This is a genomic window from Saliphagus sp. LR7 (assembly GCF_003344565.1).
GTDB classification, from domain to species: Archaea; Halobacteriota; Halobacteria; order Halobacteriales; family Natrialbaceae; genus Saliphagus; species Saliphagus infecundisoli.
Map to the genome: position 1 here is coordinate 61,783 of NZ_QPND01000019.1, position 8,128 is coordinate 69,910.

Annotated in this window: 9 protein-coding genes; 7 read left to right on the forward strand and 2 right to left on the reverse strand. The window is 67.5% G+C overall.

The window, feature by feature from the left end:
- Window positions 1-28: 28 nt before the first annotated feature.
- Complete coding sequence (locus tag DVH23_RS18915) at window positions 29-1,081, reverse strand: phytoene/squalene synthase family protein (protein ID WP_114578974.1); 1,053 nt, start codon at window positions 1,079-1,081, stop codon at window positions 29-31.
- Window positions 1,082-1,187: 106 nt separating this feature from the next.
- On the opposite strand from DVH23_RS18915, the gene DVH23_RS18920 reads away from it, so the two are divergent.
- Window positions 1,188-2,330, forward strand: coding sequence for an acyl-CoA dehydrogenase family protein (locus DVH23_RS18920; protein ID WP_114578982.1), 1,143 nt, complete (start codon window positions 1,188-1,190; stop codon window positions 2,328-2,330).
- 690 nt (window positions 2,331-3,020) lie between these two features.
- On the opposite strand, the gene DVH23_RS18930 is transcribed toward DVH23_RS18920, so the two are convergent.
- Window positions 3,021-3,308, reverse strand: a complete 288-nt coding sequence (locus tag DVH23_RS18930; protein ID WP_114578976.1) for a PadR family transcriptional regulator — start codon at window positions 3,306-3,308, stop codon at window positions 3,021-3,023.
- Between the two features lie 86 nt (window positions 3,309-3,394).
- Here DVH23_RS18930 and DVH23_RS18935 point away from each other — a divergent pair, with 86 nt between their 5' ends.
- The 6 genes from DVH23_RS18935 to DVH23_RS18960 form a co-directional block, all read left to right on the forward strand.
- On the forward strand, window positions 3,395-3,706 hold the full coding sequence (locus tag DVH23_RS18935; RefSeq protein ID WP_114578977.1) for a hypothetical protein: 312 nt from the start codon (window positions 3,395-3,397) through the stop codon (window positions 3,704-3,706).
- Between the two features lie 130 nt (window positions 3,707-3,836).
- Complete coding sequence (locus DVH23_RS18940) at window positions 3,837-5,051, forward strand: UxaA family hydrolase (RefSeq protein ID WP_114578978.1); 1,215 nt, start codon at window positions 3,837-3,839, stop codon at window positions 5,049-5,051.
- Window positions 5,052-5,101: 50 nt separating this feature from the next.
- Window positions 5,102-5,362: a UxaA family hydrolase gene (locus DVH23_RS18945; RefSeq protein ID WP_114578983.1), complete on the forward strand. Its 261-nt coding sequence runs from the start codon at window positions 5,102-5,104 to the stop codon at window positions 5,360-5,362.
- Window positions 5,359-6,447: a UxaA family hydrolase gene (locus DVH23_RS18950; protein WP_114578979.1), complete on the forward strand. Its 1,089-nt coding sequence runs from the start codon at window positions 5,359-5,361 to the stop codon at window positions 6,445-6,447. The genes DVH23_RS18945 and DVH23_RS18950 overlap by 4 nt, the downstream gene beginning before the upstream one ends.
- A 99-nt stretch (window positions 6,448-6,546) precedes the next feature.
- Window positions 6,547-7,722: a mandelate racemase family protein gene (locus DVH23_RS18955; protein WP_114578980.1), complete on the forward strand. Its 1,176-nt coding sequence runs from the start codon at window positions 6,547-6,549 to the stop codon at window positions 7,720-7,722.
- A gap of 9 nt (window positions 7,723-7,731) precedes the next feature.
- The coding region (locus tag DVH23_RS18960) for a Gfo/Idh/MocA family protein (RefSeq protein ID WP_198668006.1) at window positions 7,732-8,128 on the forward strand (397 nt) is incomplete at its 3' end.

An 8,128-nucleotide genomic window follows, 5' to 3' on the forward strand; every position in this document is an offset into this window, starting at 1 on the left:
GGAATATCGTGGCGGCCGGCGAGAAGATCTACTGGTGGAGCGGCCCCTCGACCATCTCCTCGCGCAACGCCTGCAGGTGCGCCCGGGAGACGTCGCCCTCGAAGGCCTGGAGCAGCGCGTATACCTCCGCCCGCGAGATCTTGACGTCGCCCTCGCGGAGGACGTCCTCGGGGCGCTCGCGCAGTTCCCGGAGGGTGCCGACCGCGAGCAGGTAGGGGATTGCCCACGCCGAGAGCGTGTTGCCGTGGCGTTCGGGGACGGCCTCGAGGTAGCGGTGGGCGCCGTCGAGGTAGCCCTCCGCCCGACCGGCGACTCGCCGGATGACCGTCGTCACGCCGCCGTGGTTCGCGTCGTCGGTGACCGCCTCGCTCTCGACGTCCTCCTCTTCGAGCCACTCCGCGGGGAGGTAGACGTTGTTCTCTTCGTGGTAGTCGTCCTCGACGTCTTTCGCGACGTTGACCAGCTGGAGGAGGAGGGCAAAGGAACGGGCGTTGTCCCGGAGCGTCGCGGCCCGCTCGGGCGAGGCTCCCCGCGAGACGAGCCCGGTGATCAGCGTGCCGACGGTGCCGGCGGCGTACCAGCAGTACTCCTCTAACTCCTCTAAGGTCTGGAGGCGAAGGCCCCCTTCCTCGGCGTACCGGCTGGTGAACATCGCCATCCCGTCGACGAGTTCGCGGACCGGTTCGCGCATGATCTCGCGGGGCTCCTCCTCTAGGGCCTCGTAGGTCGCGACGACCCGGGGCGTCCGGGCGACGACCTCCCAGTCCTCGGTGCGCTCTTCGGGTTCGGGGAGCCAGGATCCGACCTCCGCGACGAAGGCCTCGGCGTCTGTCGGGTCCTCAGGGTCGAGGACGCGGTCGTACTGCTCGAGTAGCCGGCTCTGTTCTCCGGGAGGAATATGCCCTGCGTCCTCGATCGTGTCCGCGACCCGACAGAGGAGGTAGCCGAGACAGATCTGTCTCGCCATCGGCTCCTCGAGGCGATCGACGGTGATGGAGAACGTCCGCGAGACGCCGTGGACGGCCTCGTAACACCACTCCATATCGGCGTCTTCCGTCGATCGGGACTGGCTGGTGGTCATCTACGTGCCCCCACGTATGTTCCCATTCCGGAAAAACACCGTGGTCGCGGCCGTTCGCGGCCCGGGATGAGGAACAATGAAGGTCCCTCCGGGCGACCGGGCGGGTATGGATCTCACCCTCTCGGCCGAGCAGCGCCAGATCAGGGAGATGGTCGCGGAGTTCGTCGACAGCGAGGTCGTCCCCGTCGCGGGAGAGATCGACCGCGAGGACGAGTTCCCCCAGGATCTCGTCGGGGAGATGGCGGAGCTCGGACTGATGGGGATGCCGTTCCCCGAGGAGTACGGCGGGGCCGGCCTCGACTATCACGCCTACGCGCTCGCATTGGAGGAGATATCGCGGGGCTCGGGCGGGCTGGGAACGGTCGTCGCGGCCCACGTCTCGCTCGCCGGAAACATGCTCTACGGGTTCGGCAACGAAGAGCAGAAAGCGGAGTATCTGGTCCCGCTCGCCGAGGGCGAGGAGATCGGCGCGTTCGCGCTCTCGGAGGCGGGCGCGGGCAGCGACGTGCCCGCGATGGAGACCAGGGCTCGGAAAGACGGCGACGAGTACGTCGTCGACGGCGGCAAGCTCTGGATCTCGAACGGCTCAGTGGCTGATACGATCACGCTGTTCGCGAAGACCGATCCCGACGCGGGAAACGCGGGGATCTCCTCCTTTATCGTCCGGCCCGAGGAGGACGACGGATTCCACGTCGAGGGGACCGAGGAGAAACTCGGCGACAAGGGCTGTCCCACGGCGGAACTCCGGTTCGACGGGATGCGGATTCCAGAAGAGCGCCGGCTCGGCGAGGAGGGTCGGGGGTTCGTCCACGCGCTGAAGACCCTGAACGGCGGCCGGATCACCATCGCCGCCCGCGGCGTCGGCATCGCGCGGGCAGCCTTCGAGGCCGCCCGAGAGTACGCCGGCGAGCGCGAGCAGTTCGGCCAGCCCATCGGCGAGTTCCAGTCGATCAAACACAAGCTCGCGGACATGGACACGAAGATCCAGGCCGCGAAGCTGTTGATGCACCGGGCGGCGGATCGAAAGATCCGCGGCGAGGACTACATCAAGGAGGCCGCACAGGCGAAACTGTACGCGAGCGAGGTGAGCCGGGAGGTCGCAAACGAGGGGATCCAGATCCACGGCGGCTACGGCTACACGAAGGACTTCCCCGCGGAACGCTTCTACCGCGACGCGAAGCTGAACGAGATCTACGAGGGTACCAGCGAGGTACTCCGGAACACCATCGGCGATCAGTTGCTCGAGTAGTCATCGATCGTTCGGCCTAGTTGTCATATACTGCGAGCGTCTATTCGTCGGTGTAGCCGTCGTCGTCGTCTGTTCATCGTTCTCGGCATCCCGCTCGATTGCGGTGGTTCTCGTGGGAAGCGATCCCTCTGTCGTAACTGTAACTTCGTATCCGTCCGAACTCATGTCCTCGGTACATGATCCCAAGCCGAGAGGGTTATTATTCGGATGATTTCCACTTTTTCCGTGAGTGACAATAACCGTGAGCTGATCTTCCGATTTCTCGTACCGTATGTCGTCTAACTGTGCTTCTTTGCAATTCCCGGACCCCACAAAGAGACGCCCAGTAACCGTAACCTGATTCCCAGCCGTATCGAACTCTATCTGTGGACCTTCATTCGGATCCTCAGAAAACTCATCGTACTCAAGAATTTGGAACTCCCTACGTTGTATTACCGACGTGTTATCCGAGGAGATGTCGCCATCTCTCTCGATCCGACCCAAGCAGCCACTAAAAGCGAAGCCCGCTATGGCGATCGAAAGTACCGCTCGACGATTCATGGATGTCGATAGAACCTGAATTATAAAAATTGCTAACGTAACTACAATCGTTGTTTGACCTACGGATTAGGAAGGAAAGTAGTTCTGACAATCGATGTCACGAACCCACCGATCTGCATGATGCCCGGCGACCCGTTCGAGTAATTCCGCCTACTCGTTTCCGCCCTCAACCGCGCCGGACATCCACTCGAACTGCTCGCGGAGCCGGCGCTCGCCGGCCTCGGTGAGCGCGTAGAGATCCTGTATTCCTTCAGTGCGCTCCTCGACGAACCCCGTATCGACCAGCGCCGACAGCGAGCCGTAGAACGCCTTCGGCTCGATGTGCTCGTCGTAGCGGGACTCAAGTTCGGACTTCACCCGCTGGCCCGGAAGCTCCCCCTCCGCCGCGAGAACGATACAGATGTCCCGTCGGCGCCCGCTCTGTAGCCACTTCGCCATACCGCCGGTTAGCGGTGCCGTCCTCTCGAAGATTTCGGTCGGGCCGGGACCGACACGTTGGCGTTCCCCCACGCCCACCGTCCGGCATGGACGGCGACCCCGACGACCGAGGCGGGAGCGAACGCGTCGACACGGAACGCGAGTCGAACGGCATCGTCGCGACGTACGCCGAGACCGAGACCGAGCGGTTCCTGACGTTCGAACGCGACGGTCGGACGGCCGCGGTCGCCCAGAACCGCGACGGCTACGCGATGGTGGCCGTCAGGACCGCTCGCGAGGGCGAGGAACTCGAGCGCTACTACGGGTTCGAGATGGCCCTGGACCACGTCGGCGAACGCCTCGGGGTCTCTCCCCGCGACCTCCCGGTTCCCGACCCGGCCGCGGACATGGGGATGTGAGCCGGGGCGGGTCGGTTCGCGAGGGCACGTCCGCTCGAGGTACGGCCCGGTGATCGAGCCGAACCAACCGACGTCGCGAGATCGAGGGGGACCCTAACGGTTTATGCGCGCGAATTCGTTGAGGTTTCACATGAACACGTTCGAAGGCTACCGGCGGGGTGACGGCACCGTCGGCGTCAGGAACGTCGTCGCCGTCATGCCCCTGTCGGTCGCGGTCAGCGCGGTCGCCGCCCGGATCGCCGAGGAGGGACCCGACCGGGTCCATGCGACCCCCCACCAGCTCGCGGCCGACGCGCCCGAGGCGACCCTGGAGCAAACGAGACGGGTCCTCGAGGGCGTCGCGACCAACCCCAACGTCGGCGGCGCGTTGCTCCTCAAGCTCGGTACCGAAGCGGTCGACGGCGAGCGGGTCGCGGATGCGGTCGCCGCGGCGGGCCGGCCGGTCGAGACCTTATCGATCCGGGAGGAAGGTGGGACGGCCGCGGCAGTCGCCGCCGGGGAGGAGATCGTCGACGATCTGGCTACGGAGACCGCCGGCGCCCGCCGAGAGCCCGTCGACGTCTCCGAACTCGTCGTCGGCGTCGAGTGCGGGGGCAGCGACGCGACCAGCGGGCTCGCCTCGAACCCGGCGGTGGGAGAGGCCTGCGACCGGCTGATCGAGGCGGGAGGAACCGCCTCGTTCAGCGAGACCCCCGAGTTCATCGGCGCCGAACACGTCCTCGCCGAGCGGTGTGCGAGCGAGGCGGTCCGCGAGAAGTTGCTCGCGTACGTCGAGCGCCGCGAGGCCGCCGCCGAACTGATGGGCGCCGACCTCCGGGGCGCCCAGCCCTCGCCCGGAAACCAGGAGGGCGGTTTGACGACCATCGAGGAGAAGAGCCTGGGCGCGATCGCGAAGGGCGGGACGACCCCGATCCGGGACGTCGTTCCCTACGGCGCAGACCTTCCGACGGGCGAGGGACTCGTCCTGATGGATACCCCCGGCTACGACGTCGAGAGCGTCACCGGCAAGGTCTCCGGCGGCGCGCAGGTGATCGTCTTCACCACCGGGCGGGGGAGCACGACCGGCAACCCGATCGCACCCGTGATCAAGGTCTGTGGCAACCCCGAGACCTGGGAGCAGATGGGCTCGAACATGGACGCGAACGCGAGCACGATCGTCACGGGCGGAGACGACCTCGAGACCGTCGGCGAGCGGATCTACGGGACGATCCTGGAGACGGCGAGCGGCCGGCGGACCGCCGCCGAGGTCCGGGGACTGCGGGAGTTCGCGATCAACGAGCTCCAGCCCAACGAGCTCGGATACTTCGAGGGCGAGCCCGACCCCGCGGAGGCGGGCGGCTCGTGAGCGACGACCGTAAGGCGATCGTCCTCGACGGGACCGATACCGTCGCGACGATGCTGGAAGGCGGCGAGGTCGGCCACTCCCTCGCGGTGGAGGGGGACGTCGAACTTGCCGAAGAGATCCCCTTTGGGCACAAGGTCGCCCTTCGAGATCACGAGCGGGACGAGGCGGTCCGGAAGTACGGCGAGGCGATCGGCGTCGCGACCGAGCCGATCCGGGCCGGCGAGTGGGTCCATACCCACAACTGCGACAGCGCGCGGGGGAGAGCCGACGGAGCGAACGCGGACGCGGCGGCCGGAGGGGGGCGGCCATGAGCACGGCGGACGCCCGAACCGCCGAGAACCGCCGGGAGCCGGGTATCAGGGACAGGGTCCTGATCCTTCCGTCGGTCATCTGCTCGCACGAGGTGACAGAGGAGATCGCAGACCGGGTCCCCGGCGCGGTCGCGACACCCCACGACCACGGCTGTGCCCAGATCGGCCGGGACAACGACCGGACCGCACGGACCCTGGTCGCGATGGGCGACCACCCGAACGTCGCCGGCTGCGTCGTCGTCGGGCTGGGCTGTGAGCACGTCCAGAGCGACGCCCTCGCCGGCCGGATCGCCGACCGGGGCGTCCCCGTCCGGGAGCTCTCGATCCAGAGCGTCGGCGGCACCGACGCCTGCCTCGAGGAGGGAGTCGCGGCCGCCGAGGAGCTTCGGGCCGACCACGCCGTCGAGAACGGCGGGCCGGACCTCGGCGATCTCACGGTCGGCGTCGTCAGCACCGACCTCGCCGAGCCCACCGTCGGGCGGGCCGAACCGCTGGTCGGCGAGTTCGTCGACCGCGTCCGGTCCGCTGGCGGGCGGGTCGTCGTCGCCGGAACCGAGCGCGTCCGGGCCCATCCCGACGCGGCCCGGGAGCGGTTCGTCGGAGACCGAGAGGCGATCGAGGAGCTCCTATCGGACCGGGGAGAACCCGCCCGAGCGCCCCGTGTGGCCCGCGAAGCCGGGGAGTACGCTCCGGCCGAGGTCGGTCGGCTGTGGGGCGAAGGAAGGATCGAGGAGGTCGTCGCCTACGGCGACCGTCCCGCCCCCGATTCCGGGCTGGCGCTCGTCGATTCGGCCTCCCGATTCGAAGAGGCCGCGACCGGAGTCGTCGCCGCCGGTGCCCATATCGTCGTCCACGTCACCGGCGACGGGATCCCGACGGGTCACCCGCTCGCGCCCGTCCTGAAGGTGTCGGCGACGCGGGCCACCCTCGAGGCGGTCGGCGCGGACATCGACGTCGACGCGAGGGAGACCGACGCCGCGGGACTCGCCCGGCGGGTCCGAGAGACTGCGGCGGGCGAGCCTTGCCGGGCGGAACGACACGGCGTGACCTCGTTTGCGATCGAGCGGGCCGGGCCGTCGCTGTAGCGTTCGACCGGTCGGCACCGATATCGGCCGGACGCCTCGAACGACGGCAGCCGCCTCCGGGAGGGCTGGCTTTATGATACTCCCCGCCGGTCGTCGCGTATGGCACCGACGATCACGCGCATCGAGAGCCGCGAGTTCGAGTACCCCTTAGAGGACCTCGCGACCGACCAGCACGGCTTCAACCTCGTCTACGAGCCCGGCGAGACTACCTGGCGGAAACTGTTCGCCATCCAGATCGAGACCGACGAGGGCGTCACCGGCGAGTACGTCGGCGGGAACTCCCCCGGCGCCGCCCAGGTCAACATGTTCGCCGACTACCTCATCGGTAAGAACCCCTTCGACCGCGAGAAACATTGGTCGGAGATCAAACGCGCCCTCCGCAAGTACGACCGCATGGGCATCGGCCCCATCGACATCGCCCTCTGGGACCTCGCGGGCAAGTACTACGACGCCCCCATCCACGAACTCCTCGGCACCTACCGGACGGAGATTCCGGCCTACGCCTCGACGTACCACGGGGACGAGAACGGCGGGCTCGACTCCCCCGAGGCGTTCGCGGAGTTCGGCGAGGAGTGTCTCGAGATGGGGTACACCGGCTTCAAGATCCACGGCTGGGGTGGCGGCGACGCCAGCCGCGACCTCGGCCGCGAGATCGAGTCGGTCCACGCCGTCGGCGAGGCGGTCGGCGACGAGATGGACCTGATGTTCGATCCCGCCTGCGAGTACGAGACGTTCGGCGACGCCCTCAAAGTCGGGAAGGCGCTGGACGAACAGGACTTCTTCTGGTACGAGGACCCCTATCGGGATGGCGGGATCTCCCAGCACGGCCACAAACGCCTGGGCGAACACATCGAGACGCCGATCCTCCAGACCGAACACGTCCGCGGGCTCGAACCCCACGCCGACTTCGTCGCCAACGGCGCGACCGACTTCGTCCGCGCGGACCCCGAGTACGACGCCGGCATCACCGGCGCGATGAAGATCGTCCACATGGCCGAGGCGTTCGGCCTCGACGTCGAGTTCCACGCGCCCGGCCCCGCCCAGCGCCACTGCATCGCCGCCACGCGAAATACGAATTACTACGAACTCGCGCTGGTCCACCCCGAGGCGCCCAACACCCAGCCGCCGGTCTACGAGGGCGACTACTCGGACATGATCGACACGATCGACGACGAGGGGAAGATCTCGGTCCCCGACGGTCCCGGACTGGGCGTCTCCTACGACTGGGAGTACATCGAGGACAACGCCACCGGCTCGGTCCACGCCTACGAGTAGGTGTCGGAGATGAGCTACACGGCAGGCATCATCGGCACGGGCGGCATCGCAGGGATGGGCATCCTCGGGATGCACGACGCCGAGGAGATCGGCCAGACAAAGATCGAGGCGAGCCACGCCGGCGGGTTCGACGCCACCGAGGAAATCGAGCTCGTCGCGGTCGCGGACGTCGACGAGGGAAAACTCACACGCTTCGGCGAGGCCTGGGAGATCCCCGACGACCGGCGCTACGTCGGCCACGACGCGATGCTCGCCGCCGAGGACCTCGATATCATCTCGGTCTGTACGCCCTCCTACCTCCATCACGACCACGTCGTCGACGCCGCCCGCTCGACGGCGGACCCGTCGCTGATCTGGTGTGAGAAGCCCATCGCCTCGCAGGTGAGCGACGCCGAGGAGATGGTCG

Bases quoted from the DNA above. Each gene is read 5' to 3' on its own strand.
- DVH23_RS18915 (WP_114578974.1), bottom strand. From the start codon at position 1,081: ATGACCACCAGCCAGTCCCGATCGACGGAAGACGCCGATATGGAGTGG.
- DVH23_RS18920 (WP_114578982.1), top strand. From the start codon at position 1,188: ATGGATCTCACCCTCTCGGCCGAGCAGCGCCAGATCAGGGAGATGGTC.
- DVH23_RS18930 (WP_114578976.1), bottom strand. From the start codon at position 3,308: ATGGCGAAGTGGCTACAGAGCGGGCGCCGACGGGACATCTGTATCGTT.
- DVH23_RS18935 (WP_114578977.1), top strand. From the start codon at position 3,395: ATGGACGGCGACCCCGACGACCGAGGCGGGAGCGAACGCGTCGACACG.
- DVH23_RS18940 (WP_114578978.1), top strand. From the start codon at position 3,837: ATGAACACGTTCGAAGGCTACCGGCGGGGTGACGGCACCGTCGGCGTC.
- DVH23_RS18945 (WP_114578983.1), top strand. From the start codon at position 5,102: ATGCTGGAAGGCGGCGAGGTCGGCCACTCCCTCGCGGTGGAGGGGGAC.
- DVH23_RS18950 (WP_114578979.1), top strand. From the start codon at position 5,359: ATGAGCACGGCGGACGCCCGAACCGCCGAGAACCGCCGGGAGCCGGGT.
- DVH23_RS18955 (WP_114578980.1), top strand. From the start codon at position 6,547: ATGGCACCGACGATCACGCGCATCGAGAGCCGCGAGTTCGAGTACCCC.